We start from the raw sequence: 17,551 nt of genomic DNA on the forward strand, positions 1-17,551 counted from the left end.
CGACCGCCCGTTAGGGAGCGGTGCAATGGGCGACGCGGCTGCGGACTCGCGAGGCACCACCAGTCTGCCGCGTCGGCCGGAACACGTACCCGGAGCACGTCATCCGGGGTCACCCGGTGACACCTGCTGTCATGGAGGGTCACCGGGTGCCACGGCGGAGTGTGGGCGCGTGCCGATCCGAGCGGGCGGATCCGCCGGCACCAGGCCCCTGGGCCGCCGCAGGCCGACACATTGTGAGACGGATGTCTCAATCATTGACATCCGCGTAGAATCGCGGAAATCAGCCGACATTCCAGACGCACGACCCGAAGGAGCGACCGATGCCGGACGCCGCACTGCGAGACGACACCGCCCGACCCGGCGACCCGCGAGCTGCCGCGAAGGAGGCGCGCAGCGGCTACATCGCCGTCACCGTGTTCCCGCTCCTCATCATCGCCGGCGGCGTCGTCGGCTATCTCGCCGCCGACACGGTCTCCCAGGCGGCACCGGCGGTCAACACCCTGCTCGGCGTCGTGATGTTCACGATGGGGCTCACTCTCCGGCCGGTCGACTTCGCCCTCGTCGCCAAGCGCCCGCTGCCGGTGCTGCTCGGCGTCATCGCGCAGTTCGTCATCATGCCGCTCGTCGCGCTCCTCGTCGTCGTCCTCCTCCAGCTGCCGCCGGAGATCGCCGCCGGCGTCATCCTCGTCGGCTGCGCGCCCGGCGGCACCGCCTCGAACGTCGTGGCGTACCTGGCCCGCGGCGACGTCGCCCTGTCGGTGACGATGACCTCGGTGTCCACGCTGCTCGCGCCCCTCCTCACCCCGCTGCTCACCCTGTGGCTGGCCGGGCAGTACATGCCCGTCGCCGCCGGCGACATGGCGCTCACCATCGTCAAGATCGTCCTCGTCCCCGTGGTGCTCGGCGTCGTCGTCCGGCTGCTCCTGCCCAAGGTCGTCGTCCGGCTGCTGCCGGTCCTGCCCTGGCTGTCCGTGCTCACCATCGCGGTGATCGTCGCGATCGTCGTGTCCGGCAGCGCCGACCGGATCATCGAGGCCGGACTCCTCGTCCTCGCCGCCGTCATCCTCCACAACGTGGTCGGGATGGCGCTCGGGTACGGTGCGGCCGCCCTGTTCCGCCTCCCGCTGCCCTCGCGCCGCACCGTCGCGATCGAGGTCGGGATGCAGAACTCGGGCCTCGCCGCCGGCCTCGCCGCGCAGTACATGAACCCGCTCGCCGCCCTGCCCGGAGCGGTGTTCTCCGTGTGGCACAACGTGTCCGGCGCGCTCTTCGCCCTGATCTGCCAGAACCTCGACCGCCGCAGGGCGCGCACCGCAGAATCCCCGGCCCCGGCGCCCGCACCCGAGGCGCGGTGACCTGCGACGCTGCGAGCCGCCGGTGACCCCTCCGCCGGCCCGTTCCCGGTGGTGCGGCCGGTAGGCTCATGAGCATCATGCCGGACACCGAGACCCTCATCGACGCGCTCGGGATCGAGCTGTGGCGGATCCCGCTCGTCGTGCTGTCCGCGATCGCGATCTATCTGACGTTCCTCGTCTTCGTCAGGGTCTTCGGCGCCCGCGTGCTCGCGGTGACCTCGAGCTTCGACGTCGTCGTGACGATCATGTTCGGCGCGGTCGCCGGCCGCGTCATCCTCGGCCACCCGCCGACGCTCGCGGCAGGAGTGATCGGCCTGTTCACGCTCATGGCCGCCGAGGCGGTGTTCGGGGCCGTGCGGAACTGGCGGGGGATGCGCCGCGTCCTCGAATCGACCGGGGTCGTCGTGATGGCGCACGGCAGGGTGGTCGACGAGCACCTGCGGCGGTCCCACGTCACGTACAGCGACATCATGGCCGCCCTGCGGGCGCGCGGCGTACCGAACCCCGACCTCGTCCAGTGCGTCATCCTCGAATCGACCGGCGGGCTCTCGGTCTTCGACTCCGGGGAGCCGGTCGACCCGCGCATCCTCGATGGCGTCGTCGGCGCCGAACTCGTCACCGCAGGTGCTCCGACGGATGCGGAGGTGCGCGCTGCCGGGTCGCGCTCCGCCCGGGCCTCCTCTCCCGAGGGGACCGGCGGGCGCTCGCCCGGTGTGCCGGAGTCCGGCGATGGGGCGGGGCAGAGCGCGGGCGAGGCGCACCGCCCGGGGCACGGACCCGCCGACGGCCCCCGACGCTGACCGGGATCAACCGTGACCGGGATCAGATGAGCAGACCCAGGCGGAGCGCGTCGAGGATCGCGGAATGGATGGTGCGGCTGCTCACCGCGTCGCCGATCCGGAACAGGTCGTAGCCGGCCGCGCCGCTGCCGGAACCTTCCGAGCCGCCGCCGGAACCTTCTGCACTCCCCGCCCCTCCCGCGCGCACAGCCACCGGGAGCTTGCGGCTCCGGGCGGCGAGCGGGTCGCGCAGTGCCTGCTGGTCCACCGCGCCGCCGTTGCGCGAGCCCGGCTTGAGCGCGGTGTAGAGCTCGGCATTGGGGATCGTGCCGTGGTCGACGACCACCGCATCGACCTCGAACACGGCGTCGGTGTCGGAGTACTCGTTGCGCAGGGTGGCACGCAGCCGCCCGTCGGCGCGGCTGACGTCTGCGAGCCTCTCCGCCAGGCGCACCTCGACCCCGCGGCGGCCGAACACCTCGAGGTAGGCCGGCGAGTTCATCGAGCCGACGTCGATCCCGATCATCCGCTCCGGTGAGGCGTAGACGACCTCCGCGCCGGCCTCAGCGAGCCGCTCCACCGCGTCGAGCGCGGGATTGAGCCCGTGGTCGTCGTACACGAGCACCCGGCCGCGGCGCGGGAGCTGATCGGTCATGACGTCCCAGACGTCGTGGACGAGCCTCTCCCCGGGGGCCACCGCGGAATCCGGCAGCCCACCGGTGGCGATGACCACCGCGTCCGGGGCGAGACCCGCGATCATCTCCTCGTCCGCGAACGCGGAGAACCGGAACTCCACCCCGTGCTTGAGCGCCTGCTGCCAGCGCCAGTCGACGATCCCGATGAGGTCGCGGCGGCGCGGGGAGCGCGCGGCGATCCGCACCTGCCCGCCGTACTCGCCGGCGGCCTCGAGCACGGTCACCCGGTGGCCGCGGACCGCACACACGCGGGCCGCCTCGAGCCCGGCCGGGCCCGCCCCGACCACGACGACGTGCCGGGGACGGGCCACCTCGCCGGCGGGCACCACCTGCGGCAGGGTGAGCTCGCGGCCGGTCGCGGGGTTGTGGATGCAGTGCGCGGCGCCGGACACGTAGATGCTGTCGAGGCACAGGTTCGCGCCCACGCACGGACGGATGTCGTCCTCCTGACCGGCGGCGATCTTCTCCACGAGATGCGGGTCGGCGAGGTGCGCGCGCGTCATGCCCACGAGGTCCACGCAGCCGTCGGCCAGCGCATGCCGGGCGGTCGGGACGTCGGCGATCCGGGTGGCGTGCATGATCGGGATCGTGATCCGCTGCCGGATCCGGCGGCACACGTCGAGGAACGGGGCGGACGGCGTGCCCATGCCGGGGATCGTCGAGGCGAGCGCTCGGTCGGAGTCGAGCCGGCCCTTGATGAGGGAGAGGAAGTCGATCCCGTGCTCGGCGTACACCTGCAGGATCTCCACCGCGTCGTCCTCGACGAGCCCGTCCGCGCGGCACTCGTCGACGCTCATCCGGATCCCGACGAGGAAGTCGGGCGGGACCGCGGCGCGCACCGCGTCGATGACCATGAGGGGGAACCGCAGCCGGTTCTCCAGGCTCCCGTTGTACTCGTCCTCGCGGTCGTTGAGCCAGGGGGACACGAAGGCGTCCATGAGGTGCCCGTAGTGCTGGAGCTCGAGGCCGTCGAGGCCGGCCGCGGCCACCCGCCGGGCCGCCGCGGCGTAGTCGGCGACGATCCGCTCGATGTCCCAGTCCTCGGCCGCCTTGGCGAATGCGCGGTGCTGCGGCTCGCGGTAGCGGCTGGGCGCGACGACCGGCAGCCAGCCCCCGGCATAGTTCGAGGTCCGCGCCCCGAGGTGGGTGACCTGGATCATCACCGCCGCCCCCGCCCCGTGGCAGTCGGCGGCGAGTTTGTCGAGCCAGGGCACGACCGCGTCGGTGGACAGGTCGATGTTGCCGAACGCCGCCGGCGAGTCCGCGGACACGCACGCCGAGCCGCCGATCATCGTCAGCCCCACCCCGTCGCGCGCCTTCTCCAGGTGGTAGACGCGGTAGCGGTCGGTGGGCATCCCGTTCTCCGTGTACGCCGGTTCATGGGAGGTCGAGACGATGCGGTTGCGCAGCCGCAGCGGACCGAGGTCGAAGGGTTCGAGCAGGATGTCCGATGACATGGGGTGCTCCCGTGGACGAGAGGCGGCGAGTGATCGGTAATCGATTACCGATAGGATGAGTATAGTGATGTGCATCACAGTGATGTCAAGGGTCCGGTACGCACCGATCGCGGAGGCGCACCGGGGTGTCGGCACCGCGTCGACCCGAGACGGGAGGAGCGAGGACCATGGAGTGCAGGGCGACGGAGCGTGCCCGGGCCGGCGATCGAGAGGCGGTGGCATGAGCGCTGATACCGAGCGGAGGCGCGTGGTGCGCAGCCCCTCGTTCCGGGAACAGGCGCTCGACGCGATCCGTGCGGCGATCACCACCGGCGAGCTCGCCGAGCACACCGTCTATTCGGCCGCCGCGCTCGCCAAGCAGCTCGGCATGTCGCTGAGTCCCGTGCGCGAGGCGATGATGTCGCTCGTCGCCGACGGCACCGTCGAGGCGGTGCCCAACCGCGGCTACCGGCTCGTGCCGGTGACCGAGGCCGATCTCGAGGAGCTCATCGAGCTCCGTTCCCTGCTCACCGTGCCCGCGGTGCGGCGCCTGTGCGAGGCGGGAGAGCCCGGGTCGATCGAACGGCTGCGCGAGCTCGCCGCATCGGTGCTCGAGGCGGCGCGCAGTGAGGACTCCGCCGCCTTCCTCACCGCCGACCGACGCTTCTACGGCGAGGTGCTCCGCGCCGGGCTGGGACACCGGGCGGCGAGCATCGGCCTGCGCCTGCGCGATCAGAGCCGGGTCGCCGACCTCGGCCCCAAGTCCCCCGCTGTCGACCTCCGCAGCGCACAGGAGACGATCGAGCTCGTCGAGGCGATCGCCGCCGGCCGTGCGGACGAGGCGGAGCGGCTCGTCGTCGACAACCTCCACTACTTCAGGAAGACCGAGGCCGGGTGACCCGGCCCGGCCCGACGGCGGTCCACCGCCTGCCCTTCACCCCGCCCTTCGATGCGGCGGCGTTCGCCGGGTTCCTCCGCGCGCACCTCGTGGTCGGGGTCGATGCGTTCACCGGCGGCACGTACTCCCGCTCGGTGGACGGCGCGCACGGGCCCGTCCCGCTCGAGATCGACCTGCCGGGCTCGGGGGAGTCCGCGGTGACGGTGCGCCTCGGCGGGGCGGGCTCCGATCACCCGGCGGTGCTCGACCAGGTGCGGCAGTTCCTCGACCTCGACCAGGATCCGGCCGAGGTGAGCACCGCGCTCGGCAGCGACCCGATCGTCGGCCCGCTCGTGCGGGCGCGGCCGGGTCTGCGCGTGCCGGGGGCCTTCGACCCCTTCCAGACCGCGGTGTTCGCGATCCTCGGCCAGCAGGTGTCGCTCGCCGCGGCCCGCACTCTCGACGCCCGGTTCCACTCCCTGCTGTCCCCGGATGGTGTGCGGTTCCCCGACCCGCGGGCGGTCGCGGCACTCGATGCGGGGGAGCTCGCCGGCCTGCTGCGGGTGCCGGGCATGCGGGCGCGGGCGATCGTCGGCACCGCCGCGGTGTTCGCGGACGCCGGGGACCACCCGGTGGGGGCGGCAGAGCTCGCCGCAGCGGACGTCGAGGCGGTGGCGCGGCTGCGTGAGCGGCTGCTCGCGGTGTCCGGGGTCGGGCCGTGGACCGTGGACTACATGCTGTTCCGGTGCACTGTCGACTCCGACGCCTGCGTCCCCGGGGACCTCGTGCTGCGGCAGGCGCTCGCCCGCCTCACCGGGGCCGAGGCGACCCTGTCCCCGCGCGCCGCCCATGACCTCGCCGAGCCGTGGCGCCCGCACCGGGCGCGGGCGCTCATGCATCTGTGGACGTACGCCGCCTACGACGCCGGGTGAGGGCTCAGCGCTCGTCCTTGACGAGCGTCACCTCGGCCGGCTTGGGCCACGCATCGGCGGATTCGTAGGGGGTCCAGTCCTCGGGCTCCTCGGTGAGGTCGAGCCAGTCGGGGCCGACCTCGACCGCGGAGAGGTACCCGTCCTCGATGTGGAGCGTGATGAGCGCCGGCAGCCCGTCGGCATCGGTGAAGCGGCCCCGGGTGGGGTGGATGTGGGAGTGCGGGAGGATCCGCTGTCCCTCCTGCGGCACCTCGACCCGGTAGAAGTTGTGGTCGCCGTAGACGAAGAACCGGGCCCGTGCGAGCTGGTCGCGCAGCGAGCGCGCGTTCGCGGACTCGCCGACGACGAGCAGGTCGAGCACGGTGCGCTGGGAGGGCGTGAGCTCGACCTCGGTCTCCTCGTCCTCGGGGGCTTCGAAGCCGATGCCTTTGGTGCGGGCGTCGAGCCAGCGCTCGAGCATGATCGCACCGGCGGTCGCGGCGACGGTCAGGCCGGCGACCGCCACCCGCGGGTGCTTGATCCCGAGCTTCGCCAAGAGGTCGTCGGCCCACCAGTTCGCGGAGATCCGCGGGTCGAACAGGGCCGAGCACAGCACGCCGCCACCCAGGGCGATGCCCGTATTGAGGTTGCGGGCGGCGTAGGCGTCGAGGTCCGTGGTCTCCTCCGCCGTGTTCGTCAGCCACAGGGTGGCACCGGAGAGTGCGCCGTAGGCCAGCCGGTAGGCGAACCGACCGGGGCCGGGGGCCACGTCGTCGGGGCGCATGAGCGAGAGCAGCCCGGTGAGTCCGAGGGCTGTGGCATCTGCTGCCGTGAGCGGCATGTCGACGGCACGCAGGTCGAAGGAATCGTCCTCGAGCTCGACGGAGCCGACCTCGCCCTCCGCGGATTCGGCGAGCACGTCGTCGAATGCGGCGTCGTCGAGGGTGTCGTCGGCGGCGGTGCCGGCAATGGCGTCGTCGAAGTCGGGGCCGTCGGTGGGGGTGTCATCGAACTCACTCATGACCCCATTGTGCCCAATCGCGCCGGCAGGCGCGTCCAGGCCGCCCACAGGAGGCGGGCGCGCGGCGAGCGGGTCGCCGCGGCCGCCCGCTCCCCTCAGCGGGCGGCGGCCGCCTCGGTCTGCCGGTACCCGGCGAGGAACTCCTCGAGCCGGTCGAGCGCCTCGGCGAGCACCTCGACGCTCGGCAGGGTGACGAGCCGGAAGTGGTCCGGCCGCCCCCAGTTGAATGCGGTGCCGTGGCTGACGAGGATCTTCTGCTCGCGGAGCAGGTCGAGAGCGAACTGCTCGTCGTCGACGATCCCGAACTTCTCCGTGTCGAGCTTGGCGAACAGGTACAGCGCGCCGCGTGCCGGTGAGCAGCTGACCCCGTCGATCGCGTTGAGGCGCTCGGCCGCGAGTGCCATCTGCGAGCCCAGGCGGCCCTCGGGCAGGATGAGGTCCTCGATCGACTGGTGGCCGCCGAGCGCGGCCTGGATCGCGTGCTGGGCCGGCACGTTCGCGCACATCCGCATGTTCGCGAGCAGCTTGATGCCCTCGAGGTAGCTCTCGGCCTTCCAGTTCGGACCGGTGATCGCGAGCCAGCCCGATCGGTAGCCGGCGATCCGGTACGCCTTCGACAGCCCGGAGAACGTCAGGCACAGCACGTCCTCGCCGGTGCGGGTGGCCATGTTCACCATCTCCGCGTCGCCGTAGGTGATCTTCTCGTAGATCTCGTCGGCGAACACGATGAGGTCGTGCTCCTGCGCGATCGCGACGATCCCGTCGAGCAGCTCGGGGGAGTAGACGGCGCCGGTGGGGTTGTTCGGGTTGATGACGACGATCCCGCGCGTGTTCGGGGTGATCTTCGCGCGGATGTCGTCGAGGTCGGGGTTCCAGGCGTCGTGCTCGTCGCACTGGTAGTGGACCGGGGTGCCGCCGGACAGCGCCACCGAGGCGGTCCACAGCGGGTAGTCCGGGGTGGGGACGAGGATCTCGTCGCCGGGGTCGCACAGCGCCTGGAGGGAGAGCGTGATGAGCTCGCTCACCCCGTTGCCGAGGTAGACGTCGTCGGCGTCGAGGTTCCGGATGCCCTTCGTCTCGTAGTACTGGACGACGGCGCGGCGGGCCGAGGGGATCCCCCGGGAGTCGCTGTAGCCCTGTGCTTCCGGGAGGTGCTTGATCATGTCGACGAGGATCGCATCGGGGGCCTCGAAGCCGAACGGGGCGGGGTTGCCGATGTTGAGCTTGAGGATCCGGTGGCCCTCCGCCTCCATCCGGTCGGCCTCCTCGAGCACGGGCCCGCGGATGTCGTAGAGGACGTTGGAGAGCTTGGCCGACTGCGTGAACATGGAGACCTTTCGTGGAGGCGGGGCGGACGGGCGGAGGCCTGCCGGCGCGAGGTGCGGCGGTGCTAGGTGGTGCGGTGGCGCAGTGGTGCGCCGTGGTGCAGTGCGCCGTGGTGCTGGGTGGTGCGGTGGCGCAGTGGTGCGCCGTGGTGCAGTGCGCCGTGGTGCTGGGTGGTGCTGGGTGCGGTGGTGCGCCGTGGTGCGGCGGCGCGCAGTGGTGCGCTGCGGGCCGGCAGCGCACCTCCGAGGCGTGGTGACGCCATGGTCCACGATACGATCGCGGTCGCGCGGACACTGGGAAGCAAAAGGTTCCACCTGTCGGCCTTTGGCCCGCAGTCCCGGCCGCGGGCCGGGCTCCCGTCCCCGGCTGTGGGCCGGGCTCCCGTCCCCGGCTGCGGATGCCGATGCGAGTGCCTCTGCGAACAGCAGCTGTTTCGGGGGCGTTCCGGACCGCTTCAGCTGATATTCGGTTGTCCGGGTGAGAAACACTTGCATCCGGGCTCGGTGGGTGCGGCCCGAGGTCCGGGCCGGTCTGCCGTCCCGACTACGGTCGGGCGCCGTCTGTGCCGACGAGCGTGGGTGCGGACTACTCTGGAAGGCGTGAATTCCCCCTCCGTCCTGCTCCTCGTCTTCGACCTCCTCGGCGTCTTCTTCTTCGCGATCTCCGGCAACCTGCTTGCCGCGCGCCGGAACTTCGACATCACCGGCGGCCTCATCCTCGGTCTCCTCGCCGGGCTGGGCGGCGGTGTGATCCGCGACGTCATCCTCGGCACCACCCCCAACTCGCTCCGGGAACCGATCTACCTGCTCCCGCCGGTGCTCGCCGCTGTCGTCGTCTACCTGCTCGGACACCGCGCAGAACGCGCGCGGGTGCCGATCGTCGTGTTCGATGCCCTGGGGCTCGCGCTGTTCTCCGTCACCGGCTCGATCATCGCGATCGGCGGCGGGATGAACTTCCCGGCCGCCGTCATCCTCGGAGTGCTCACCGCGACCGGCGGGGGGCTCATGCGCGACGTCGTCGCCAACGAGGTGCCCGCCGTGTTCAACGGCTCCGACCTCTACGTGATCCCGGCCTTCGTCGGCGCGGTGCTCACCGCGCTCGTCCGCTTCAACGACATCTGGAACGTGTGGACGGGCAGCGTGATCGTGGTGCTCGTGTTCGCCTTCCGGATGCTCGCCTGGTGCCTCCAGTGGCGCGTGCCCCAGCCGATGCGCGGCTGGTCCTTCCGCGAGATCCACGCCCAGGCCCGGAAGCGCGGGTCCGCCTTCCGCCCGCTGTGGGTGCGCCGCAGCCCGGCGACCGCATCCGGCAGCCACGCCACGGGCCGGAGTGGGGAGCGGCACGCCGGGGCCCGGGACGCGGAGGAACAGGGGCGCGACGACCGCTCGCGCACCGGCGGCGCACCGCCTGCGGACCCGGGCGACGGCTCTGACGCGCCGCGGGCCGACGGGTAGGCTGGAAGGTATGACGCGCCCGCTGCATTCGCTCGCTCCCGAGGAGATTGTCGGGCTGTGCGCCGCGGAGTTCGGGGTGGACGTCGTGTTCGAGGAGTCCCTGCCCGGACTCGCCGCGATCAACGTGCTGCTGCGCGCGGAGCTCGGACAGCCCGATCGACCCGGAGGATCCGATCACCCCGAGCAGACCGATGCCGTCGAGCAGGCCGGTGATCCCGGGCAGCCGCCTGCACGGTTCGTGCTCAAGGCCGAGTACCCGTCGCCGACGATGACGCCGGCCCATTTCGACTGGGTGTGCCGCACCCAGGAGCGGGCGCGTGCCGCCGGTCTCCCCGTAGCGGCCCAGGTCCCGGCCCGCACCCCCTTCACCGACCCCTCGACCGGGGAGTCCTCCGGTGCGCTCGCCCTCGTCGACGTCGATGGCACTCCGGCGATGGTCCGGCTCCACGCATTCCTGCCCGGGCAGGAGGCGGCCGCCGCGCGGTCCGGGGAGTACCCGGGACTCGCCGGTGCGCTCGCCGCCCGGATGACGAACGCGCTCGCCGACGCCCCTGCCGAACCCGCACCCGTGGTCCACCCCTGGTCGTTCGTCGCGACCGGCGCGAACGTGCTCTCCCTCTGCGACCGCATCAACGCGCTCGAGGCCGCCGGGCAGGTCCCGCAGGAGTTCGGCACCCCGCTGTCGGCCGACCTCGCGCTCGTCCGCGCGCACGCCCAGGAGTTCGAGCAGTCGGTGCGGCCGGCGCTCGCCGGGCTCCCGCACCAGGTCGTCCACCAGGACCTCAACGACTCCAACATCCTGCTGTCCGGCGGGCGGGTCTCCGGCGTCATCGACTTCAACGACTCCGCCACCGCGCCGCGGCTGGCCGAGCTCGCGATCGCCGCCGTCTCGGCGATGATCGGGCAGAGCGATCCGGCCGCGGCCCTCACCGCCGCCCACCGGGCGTACCAGGCCGAGGCGGCGGGCACCTCGGCGGCGCTCGACCCGGCGGAGTCCGCGCTCGTCGAGCACGCCGCTCTCACCCGGCTGGCGCTCATCGCATGCACCTGGACCGCCCGCGCCATCACCGCCCCGCCCGAGCACCCGCACGCGCGCACCGGACGCGCGCGCATGCGCAGCACCTGGCCGGTGCTGCGCGCGGTGCTCGGCTCGTGAGCCCCGTGCCCGCCGCCGGCCCCGGCAAGCGCCCGCCGCGCTGACACCGACCACCCGCACCCGGACCCCGCCCCCAGGAGGAATCCCATGATCCGCCAGCCGAACCGTCGCCGCGTCATCCAGGCCGCCGCCGTCACCGGTGGACTCGCCGGGGTGGGCCTCACCGCCGCCTGCTCCTCCGACGACTCCGGCGGGGAGAGCAGCCCAACCCTCACCGTCGCCGCCTCCGAGGTGCCCGTGGGCTCCGGACTCGTGCTCGACAACACCTACGCGGTGGTGCAGCCGACCGCCGGCGACTTCCGCGCCTACACCGCGATCTGCCCCCACCAGGGGTGCACGGTGCGCGAGATCACCGAGACGGAGATCATCTGTCCCTGCCACTCCTCGCGCTTCTCCACCGCCGACGGCACGGTGATGTCCGGGCCTACGGATGTGCCGCTCAAGGAGGCGCAGGTGACCGAGGCCGACGGCCAGCTCACCATCGGCCCGGCGAGCTGAGCCGGATCCGACAGCAGCGTCGGCGCCGCGGCCGTCCGGAACCGGGTCAGCCGAGGCGCCGACGGAGGATGAGGGCCGTCGCGCCGAGCACGATGAGGGCCGCACCGACCCCGAGCGCTGTACCGGCCTCGGCCCCGGTCCGCGGCAGGGTGCCCCGGTCGCCGCCGGAGTCCTCACCACCTTCGGTGCCGTTCCCGCCCCTGGGCTCCGTGCGCGGGGGATCATCGGAGCGATCACCATCGGAACGGTCATCCCCGGGCTGGCCGGGATCGGTTCCCTCGTCGTCCTCATCGTCCTCGCGCCCGGGCTGCTCCTCGTCGGGCGCATCGGACGGGCCGGCGGTCGGTGATGCCTTCGGGTCCGTGGTCGGTGATGCGGTCGGGTCCGTGGTCGGATCAGGGGTCGGCGCGGCGGTCTCCGGGTCGTCCGGGGCCGGCGAAGCGTCGCCCGTCGGTGCGACGGTAGGGTCGTCGTCGCTCGGCGTCGGGTCCTCCGAGGGCACCTCCTCGCCCGGCCGGGGATCCTCGTCGGGGTTCTGGTCCTCGGGGGCGCGCCCGTCGTCGGCGATCGGCCCGTCGGTCACGAGCTTGTCTTCGCCGCAGCGGTCGATGGAGAACTGATCGAGGACTTCGCCCACTCCGAGGTCCGTCGTCGGGTTCGATCCCTTCGCGCCGATGACCGAGGTGTACTCGAGCTCGCACCCGCGGATCGCGATCCTCTGGTACGTCGACACCTGACCGTGCCGGACCACCTGGGTCGCTCCGTTCTGCGTCCACGTGTTGTCGTCGATCGGCTGCTGCTGGTAGTGCTTCGGCCCCGCATTGGAGATCACGTACACCGGCCCGGAGGTGACGCCCGGCGTCTCCGTGGCGTCCTCGTCGACGTAGCCGCGGGCATAGGTGTGGTCGTGGCCCTGGAGGACGAGGTCGACATCGTGCTCCTGGAGCACCGGGCCGATCGCCGCACGCGCCTCGGGCTCGTCGCGGCCCACCGCCGAGGAGAAGATCGGCTGGTGCATGGTGACGACGGTCCAGTCGTGAGGGTTGTCCGTCAGCACCTCGTCGAGCCAGGCCACCTGCGCCTCGAGGTCCCGGTTGCCGTCGAGTCCGACGAAGCGGACGCCCTGGTAGTCGTAGTAGTAGGAGGTCTCGTCCGTGGCGCCGTTGTCCGGGAGCGCGAAATTCATCCGGAAGTAGCGCATGCGGGAGTCGCCGTAGGTCTCGTGATTGCCCGGGACCGGCATGACGAGCCGGTCCGCGGCGTTCTCGCCGAGCCCGGCGAACCAGTCATCCCACTCCATCTGGATCGGCGCCCAGTTGACCATGTCGCCGGCGTGGATCGACAGGCGGGCCTCGGGAACGGCCTCGAACCCGGCGTCGACGACCGGCGGCCAGGCGTCGCGCAGGCCCTCCTGAGCGTCGCCAAAATAGAGGAAGTCGAAGTCGGCCGCACCGGCGGCGGCGGTGGTGAAGGAGTGCCAGTCCCCGGCCCCGCTGTCCGGACCGGCCGCGGATTCCTCGTCGAGGTCGTCGCGGACCACCCGGTACCGGTAGGCGGTGTCGGGCCGCAGTCCGGTGAGCTCGGCGTGCCACGTGTGCTTGATGAGGTAGAAGCCGTCCTGCTCCGTGGGGATCGCATCCACGGTGCCGTCCGGGTGCTCGAGCTCGATGTCGTAGCCGGCTGCCGGCGGAGCGGAGAAGTTGACCGCGACCGAGGTGTCGGGGGCTGCGGTCGGGTTGATGACGAGTCGACGGACGTCGAGCTCGGCATCGGAGAAGACCTGCGCCTCGGGCGTCGTGCCGGTCGAACCGGTATCGGTGCTCCCGAGCGCTGCGGCGGGAAGAGGGGAGAGGACGAGGGCGGCGATCAGTATTGAGGCTCCGAGGCGCTGCATGGGACTCCCAGGTCGGATCGTGGCACGGGACGGCGATCTAGGACAGTCTTACCGGCCGGTATTGCTCGGGCGATGAGGCCATATGACGACGAGAGGAAGCGCCGGTGAACGCCCGGTGAGCCGCACGGCACCGGCGAGAGAGCAGAGCGCGACCGGTGGGGAGTGCGGTCACCCGCCGGAGCGGGCGCTCACCGTTCAGGCGAGCAGCATCGGGGCGAAGAGCACGCCGAGGACGAGCACGGCGACGATGCACTCGACGACGGTGGAGGCGATCTGCGCCCGCCGCCCGGCGGTCGGCAGCCACGGCAGCGCCGGGAAGGCGCGCGCGGCGAACCACACGGAGGCGATGAGGACGAGCGCGCCGAGAGTCCACAGGAGGAACGCCCAGAGCGGGAAGCCGAGCAGCAGCCGCACGATGGCGAAGGTCGTGACCACGGAGATGTAGCCCGTGATGATCCCGGTGCGCGAGGACCCGGCGAGGGTCTTCTCGGCCTTCTCGGAGAGACCCGCCCGGCCGGCCGGCGTCGATGACACGGTCACCGGGGCCGCGGAGTCGACGGAGGTCATCGACTCCGCGGGAGCGGCTCCGGTGGTCACTGCGGCCGCGAGCCTGCGCATGGTGAGGAACCGGGATGCGGACAGCCAGAGGAGGATCCCTAGGCCGACGATGAGGATGGCGGTGAGGACAGTGGTCATCGATCTGCTCCTTCGTTCGCAGGTGCGTCGTCCGCAGTGTCGGTGCCCTGAGTTGCGGAGCCGCCGAGGAGGGCGGCGGTGCCGCCGACGGCGAGTGCGGTGTTCGCCAACGCCACGACCGCGTCACCGGAGTCGGTGAAGCCGACGAACGAGGCGTACCCGCCGGTCATGCCGGAGTGCGCGGTGAGGGTGCCCTCCCCGGACTCCAGGGGATTGGTGATCCAGGCCCAGCCGATCTCCTCCCCGGGCTCCTCGAACGGATGCCGGGGCTCCGTGGCCGCGGCCCCGGGTGCCGAGCCGTCACGCACCGCGGTGAGCCAGATCGCCATGTCGTGCGGGGTCGAGCGGATCCCGCCGGCCGGCGCCTCGGGTCCGAGGGTCCAGGCGCCCGAGCGCAGGTCGGCCGCGGTGTAGCCCGTGGGCGCACCGGGCGCCAGACCGTCCTCGGTGATGGGGGCGTAGGTGTCGTCCATGCCCAGCGGTGCGGTGATCCGGTCGCGCAGCAGGTCGGCGTAGGCGGTGCCGGTGACCTCCTCGAGCGCCATGCCGAGGAGGGCCGTGCCGTAGTTCGAGTACAGCGGCTCCGGCTCGGCGTCGATCTCCACCGCGGAGAGCCCGTCGAGCAGTCCCTCCCGGGTCTCGACGTAGGGGTCGAGCCGGAGGAAGGTGAGAAGGAACGTCCGGGCGAAGCCTGCTGCACCCGACGGTGCGAGCCGCGGCAGCCCGGAGCGGTGGGAGGCGAGCGCGTCGAGGGTGACCTCCTGCGCATTGCCGGCGCGTTCGCCGAACACCGCGCCGAGCGTGGTCTCGGGGGTGACCTCGCGGCGCTCCACGGCGTCGGCGAAGAGCATGGAGGTGAAGGTCTTCGACACCGAGCCGATCTCGAACTCGGTGCGCTCATCGGCATCGAAGCCGGCGAACTCGGTGGAGCCGTCGGGATGGATCCGGGTGACGGCGAGGGCGTGGTGGCCGCGTCCGCCGTCGAGCGCGGTGCGGACCTCCTCGGCGAGCTCGGCATCACCGGTGGCGGCGTCTGCAGCGGGCAGAGAGCGGGGGAACGGGGTGAGGGCGGTGAGGACGAGGGCGAGTGCCGCCATCGCCGCGATGGCCGGGACGAGTGTGCGGGGGGACATGGGCGCTCCTAACCCTGGGTGGCGAGGATGATGGTGAGCAGCGGGATGATGCGCTCGACGGGGACCGTCCAGCGGCCGCGCCGCGGTGATTCGAGCCAGCCGGCCGCGGCGAGCTGGTTGACGTGGTGGTAGATCTGACCGGTCGTGCCGAAGTCGCCGGATTCGACGAGGTCTGCAACCGAGTGCGCGCCGTCGTACACGGCCTGGATGAGTGCGAGGCGGACCGGGCTGGCGAGCGCGGCGAGCGCGGCGGCCGAGTCCGCGAAGTCCGCCGCCTCGATGTGCGCGGCCGTGCGGCCGTACTGCCAGTCGGCCCGCCTGCCGTCCGGTTTGCGGAGGTAGCCGGCGAACACGACACCGCCGAGGTCGCCGAGCGTGTCCTTGAGCCCGTTGAGGGCCCAGAAGGGATCGACGCCGCCGGCGGTCGGCTGCGCACCGGTGGAGCCGCGAGCCGAGCCCGAGGTGGGCTGCGCGCCGGCGGAGGTGTCACCGGGGAGCGGGTCGGCGAGGTCCGGCGCGCGGGCGGCGGTGCCGGGCTCGGTGCCGAGAGCTGCGACGAGCGAGGAGACCTGCTCCTCGAGGGCGGTGAGGCGAGCTGCGAGATCGTCGGCCGGGGGGTGGTTCCCGGCCGGGCCGTGCGCGTCAGCCGGCTGCCCGTCGCCCGGGGAAGGCGTCTGAGCGGGGTCCTGGTGATCGGTCATGTGTCCATAGTACGTAATTCCTGTAATTACGTAAATGGAGGATTCCTCGACGGGAGGATCAGGGGGAGTGCGCGCTCGAGCGGGGCAGGGCTGCGTCGGGGCCGAGGCGCGGCCGGCCCGGCCGTGCCGGCGCCGGGCCGGCGTGGGGCCGACCGATCCGGCATCGGGCTGACCGGCCCCTCGGCCTACGATGGATCCATGAGCGAGACGCCCCGCACCCCGTCCTCCGACCCGACCGATTCCGCGACCCCGGTACCCCCGGCCCCCGGCACAGCAGGACCTGCCGCGCCCCGGTCCGCCGGCACCTACGACGACTCCCCGGCCGCGGAGATGGAGCGCGCCCGGTTCGCGCAGATGAACTTCCACACCCGCAAGTGGGTGCGGCCGGAGGACCTCAACGCGAACGGCACGCTGTTCGGCGGCAGCCTGCTGCGCTGGATCGACGACGAGGCCGTCGTCTACGCGATGATCCAGCTCGGCAACCAGCGGATCGTCACCAAGTACCTGTCCGAGATCAACTTCCGCGCCTCCGCCGTGCAGGGCGACATCATCGAGATCGGCCTGCAGGCCACGAGCTTCGGTCGCACCTCGCTCACCATGCGCTGCGAGGTCCGCAACATCATCACCGAGGAGCTCATCCTGTCGATCGAGAAGATCGTGTTCGTCGGCCTCGACGAGTCCGGAGAGCCGAAGGAGCACGGCTACACCGACATCACCTTCGAGCGCGACCGCTTCCCCGAGGAGCTGCGACACCGCCGGTCCTGAGCGGGCCGGCCCGCGCCTCGGCCGGAGCGCGGACATCCGGCTCTCGAGCGGTGAATGCGGGACCGACCAGTGATGGCCCGCCTGTCAGCCGGCGAGCACGGTGGCCGCACCGACGGCGAGCCCGAGCGCGAGGGCCGCGCAGGAGGACGCGCGCACAGACCGCAGCCGGGCGCGGAGGATGCCGCGCGGCGAGAACTCCTCCTCGACATCGATCCCGGCGGCGTGCTCGCGCGAGTCCGCACGCACGTCGAACACCATGCGCTGGGGTGCGGCGGCGTCGAACCGCACCGGGATCACCGACCCGCGGGCGAGCATCTCCGCGTCGAGCGGCTCGAGCAGCCAGGTCAGCCGGCTGCGCAGCGCGCACCCCGAGCGGCGTCGGGCGTCGAGCGCGATCCGGACCAGGCGCTGCGATCCCAGCCGTTCGACGTGGACGCGGCGGATCCGGGCGAGGCCGGCCGCGCCCGTGCGCAGCAGAGTCTCCGCTTCTGCTCGTGGCACGGCGATGTCGCACGCGGCCATGGTGCCGGCGTGGAGGAGCGATGCGGCGGCCGCGATGAGGACCACGGGCCAGGCGAGCGCGAGCACCCGGACGCCCGGCGACGCCTCGGCCAGGAAGCGGATCGGTCCGGAGAGTGCGACGAGGACGGCGCAGACGAGGATCCCGGCACCGAGCCCGAGGCAGAACCACAGCGCCGCGCGGCCGAGGGGCGCTTCGCGACGTCGAGGAGCGGGTGTCCCCGCAACAGGTCGGACGAGCTCGGGCACGGCCGCCACGCTAGACGCAGCAGACGAACCGGAGCCGGGCCGCGGACGAACGGCGCCCGGCCGCCGGATGAACGGCAGGAGCCGGG

Annotated in this window: 16 protein-coding genes; 8 read left to right on the plus strand and 8 right to left on the minus strand. The window is 72.3% G+C overall.

All coding sequences use genetic code 11. The features are described 5' to 3' along the window. The first annotated feature begins 320 nt into the window (after positions 1–320). Both AB0I45_RS05175 and AB0I45_RS05180 read left to right on the plus strand, forming a co-directional pair. Positions 321–1,355, plus strand: a complete 1,035-nt coding sequence (locus AB0I45_RS05175) for a bile acid:sodium symporter family protein (protein WP_345029128.1) — start codon at positions 321–323, stop codon at positions 1,353–1,355. Between the two features lie 68 nt (positions 1,356–1,423). Continuing rightward, on the plus strand, positions 1,424–2,155 hold the full coding sequence (locus tag AB0I45_RS05180; protein ID WP_345029129.1) for a YetF domain-containing protein: 732 nt from the start codon (positions 1,424–1,426) through the stop codon (positions 2,153–2,155). A 22-nt stretch (positions 2,156–2,177) separates the two neighbouring features. Here AB0I45_RS05180 and AB0I45_RS05185 read toward each other — a convergent pair whose 3' ends face one another. Continuing rightward, the gene (locus AB0I45_RS05185) at positions 2,178–4,286 is read right to left on the minus strand and encodes an FAD-dependent oxidoreductase (RefSeq protein WP_345029131.1); all 2,109 of its coding nucleotides are present in this window, start codon (positions 4,284–4,286) and stop codon (positions 2,178–2,180) included. Between the two features lie 220 nt (positions 4,287–4,506). Here AB0I45_RS05185 and AB0I45_RS05190 point away from each other — a divergent pair, with 220 nt between their 5' ends. Together AB0I45_RS05190 and AB0I45_RS05195 are read left to right on the plus strand one after the other, a co-directional pair. Continuing rightward, entirely contained in the window at positions 4,507–5,163 is a 657-nt protein-coding gene (locus tag AB0I45_RS05190) for a GntR family transcriptional regulator (RefSeq protein ID WP_247424275.1), read from the plus strand. Next, the gene (locus tag AB0I45_RS05195; protein WP_345029134.1) at positions 5,160–6,074 is read left to right on the plus strand and encodes an AlkA N-terminal domain-containing protein; all 915 of its coding nucleotides are present in this window, start codon (positions 5,160–5,162) and stop codon (positions 6,072–6,074) included. Before AB0I45_RS05190 ends, AB0I45_RS05195 begins: the two co-directional genes overlap by 4 nt. A 4-nt stretch (positions 6,075–6,078) precedes the next feature. Here AB0I45_RS05195 and AB0I45_RS05200 read toward each other — a convergent pair whose 3' ends face one another. After that, complete coding sequence (locus AB0I45_RS05200; protein ID WP_345029136.1) at positions 6,079–7,074, minus strand: hypothetical protein; 996 nt, start codon at positions 7,072–7,074, stop codon at positions 6,079–6,081. Between the two features lie 95 nt (positions 7,075–7,169). Next, complete coding sequence (locus AB0I45_RS05205) at positions 7,170–8,402, minus strand: pyridoxal phosphate-dependent aminotransferase (protein WP_345029138.1); 1,233 nt, start codon at positions 8,400–8,402, stop codon at positions 7,170–7,172. 597 nt (positions 8,403–8,999) lie between these two features. Between AB0I45_RS05205 and AB0I45_RS05210 the strand changes: the two genes are divergently transcribed. From AB0I45_RS05210 to AB0I45_RS05220, 3 genes are all read left to right on the plus strand, one after another. Continuing rightward, complete coding sequence (locus tag AB0I45_RS05210) at positions 9,000–9,854, plus strand: TRIC cation channel family protein (RefSeq protein WP_345029141.1); 855 nt, start codon at positions 9,000–9,002, stop codon at positions 9,852–9,854. 10 nt (positions 9,855–9,864) lie between these two features. After that, positions 9,865–11,010, plus strand: a complete 1,146-nt coding sequence (locus tag AB0I45_RS05215; protein ID WP_345029143.1) for a phosphotransferase — start codon at positions 9,865–9,867, stop codon at positions 11,008–11,010. 87 nt (positions 11,011–11,097) lie between these two features. Beyond that, positions 11,098–11,508, plus strand: a complete 411-nt coding sequence (locus AB0I45_RS05220; protein ID WP_137318568.1) for a Rieske (2Fe-2S) protein — start codon at positions 11,098–11,100, stop codon at positions 11,506–11,508. A 46-nt stretch (positions 11,509–11,554) separates the two neighbouring features. Here AB0I45_RS05220 and AB0I45_RS05225 read toward each other — a convergent pair whose 3' ends face one another. The 4 genes from AB0I45_RS05225 to AB0I45_RS05240 all read right to left on the minus strand — a co-directional run bounded on the left by AB0I45_RS05225 (position 11,555) and on the right by AB0I45_RS05240 (position 15,932). Beyond that, positions 11,555–13,402 (minus strand): metallophosphoesterase, encoded by a 1,848-nt coding sequence (locus tag AB0I45_RS05225; RefSeq protein ID WP_345029147.1) that lies wholly within the window; start codon positions 13,400–13,402, stop codon positions 11,555–11,557. A gap of 195 nt (positions 13,403–13,597) precedes the next feature. Next, entirely contained in the window at positions 13,598–14,098 is a 501-nt protein-coding gene (locus tag AB0I45_RS05230) for a hypothetical protein (RefSeq protein ID WP_137318569.1), read from the minus strand. Then, positions 14,095–15,231 carry a serine hydrolase domain-containing protein gene (locus tag AB0I45_RS05235; RefSeq protein ID WP_345029150.1) on the minus strand — a complete coding sequence of 379 codons (1,137 nt, stop codon included), beginning with the start codon at positions 15,229–15,231 and terminating at the stop codon, positions 14,095–14,097. The genes AB0I45_RS05230 and AB0I45_RS05235 overlap by 4 nt, the downstream gene beginning before the upstream one ends. Before the next feature lie 8 nt (positions 15,232–15,239). Then, positions 15,240–15,932: a winged helix-turn-helix domain-containing protein gene (locus AB0I45_RS05240; protein ID WP_345029152.1), complete on the minus strand. Its 693-nt coding sequence runs from the start codon at positions 15,930–15,932 to the stop codon at positions 15,240–15,242. A gap of 330 nt (positions 15,933–16,262) precedes the next feature. Here AB0I45_RS05240 and AB0I45_RS05245 point away from each other — a divergent pair, with 330 nt between their 5' ends. Beyond that, positions 16,263–16,697, plus strand: a complete 435-nt coding sequence (locus AB0I45_RS05245; protein ID WP_137320363.1) for a hotdog domain-containing protein — start codon at positions 16,263–16,265, stop codon at positions 16,695–16,697. A gap of 84 nt (positions 16,698–16,781) precedes the next feature. Here AB0I45_RS05245 and AB0I45_RS05250 read toward each other — a convergent pair whose 3' ends face one another. Next, positions 16,782–17,465 (minus strand): hypothetical protein, encoded by a 684-nt coding sequence (locus AB0I45_RS05250; RefSeq protein ID WP_137318572.1) that lies wholly within the window; start codon positions 17,463–17,465, stop codon positions 16,782–16,784. Between the last annotated feature and the right edge of the window lie 86 nt (positions 17,466–17,551).

Origin of the sequence: Brevibacterium sp. NPDC049920, assembly GCF_040656435.1 — a bacterium.
In the GTDB taxonomy this organism is placed as follows: domain Bacteria; phylum Actinomycetota; class Actinomycetes; order Actinomycetales; family Brevibacteriaceae; genus Brevibacterium; species Brevibacterium pityocampae.